Below are 1,302 nucleotides of genomic sequence, written 5' to 3'. Positions count from 1 at the left end.
ACTCCGGCGGGTAGTTCTTCATGACCACGAGATGTCCGTTCTCAGATCCTCAGGATCCAGTGTCTCGTGTGTTCAACATCAGGGGTCAACGCCCGTGGACACTCCTGTGCGCGGGGGTGTGCCTCGCCTCATTGGTGTGTCCAGACCCGTGCCCCCATAGGTCCCGAGCACGTCTTGCGCGACCTGGTCCGTCCCGAGGACGTTGGTGAGGCCCGACAGGACTCCAAGGTCCCGCAGCGAGGCCGTTTCCCGGAGCAACAGACCGCCCGGGCCCAACTGGGCGTAGCAAAGGAGAAGACGCGTGAAGTCGAGCGAACAACTGGCAGCCCTTGAGGCACTTCTGCCGGAGGTGCTGGAGGCGGCCCTGGAGTACGTTCGGCAGTTACCCACGCGTGAGGTACGCGCGGGCCTGACGGACGAGGATCTGCGAGGCATCCTCGACCACGGTCTTCCCACGTCTCCCTCCGACCCCCTCGACGTGCTCCATCAGCTCCTGGCAGCAAGCGGAGGACTGGTGCCGTCAGGGGCGGGCAAGTACTTCGGGTACGTCGTGGGCGGGACGGTGCCCGTGGGGGTGGCCGCCGACTGGCTGACGAGTGTGTGGGACCAGAATTGCATCGTCCACGACGGCTCCCCGCTGACGGCGGTGCTGGAGGACATCTGCGGGCGCTGGCTCACCGAACTGTTCGCCCTGCCCGCCACGACGAGTTACGCGTTCACTCCCGCCTGTACCCATGCCGATCTCCTCGGGCTGACTGTCGCCCGCCACGAGATGCTGGCCCGTCACGGTTGGGACGTGGCCCAGCAGGGGCTGCAAGGGGGGCCGACGGTGACGGTCCTGGTCAACGAGACCATCCACGCCGCGGTCACCCGACCCCTCCAGATCCTGGGCTTGGGTGGGTCGATCCGTGAGCTGCCCGCCGACAGCGAGGGCCGTATCCTCCAGCCCGCCCTGGAGAAGGAACTCGATAAGGTACGGGGCGGGCCGCTCATCGTGTGCGGACACGTCGGGGAGATCAACACCGGAGGCGTCGACCGACTGCGTCCCCTGGCCGAACGCACCCACGCGGCCGGCGGGTGGCTGCACCTCGACGCCGCCTTCGGCGCCTGGGCCGCCGCCTCGCCCCGCCTGCGCCACACCCTCCTCGACGGCCTCGACCTCGCCGACTCCCTGGCCACCGACACCCACAAATGGCTCAACGCCCCCTACGACTGCGGCGTCGCCCTCATCGCCGACGCCCGGGCCCACCGGGCGGCACTGCCCCTGAGCGCCGATTACCTCAACCTCCGCGACAACCAGCG

Annotated in this window: 1 protein-coding gene; it reads left to right on the top strand. The window is 68.5% G+C overall.

Annotated features, from left to right (window positions below; genetic code table 11):
- Window positions 1–301: 301 nt before the first annotated feature.
- Window positions 302–1,302: pyridoxal phosphate-dependent decarboxylase family protein (locus tag ACWD1Z_RS37670; RefSeq protein WP_451125450.1), on the top strand; the 1,001-nt coding region annotated here is incomplete at its 3' end.

The organism is Streptomyces sp. NPDC002784, assembly GCF_053592135.1.
The sequence above is the reverse complement of the archived record's forward strand: the minus strand, read 5'-3'. Positions and strand labels throughout refer to the sequence as shown.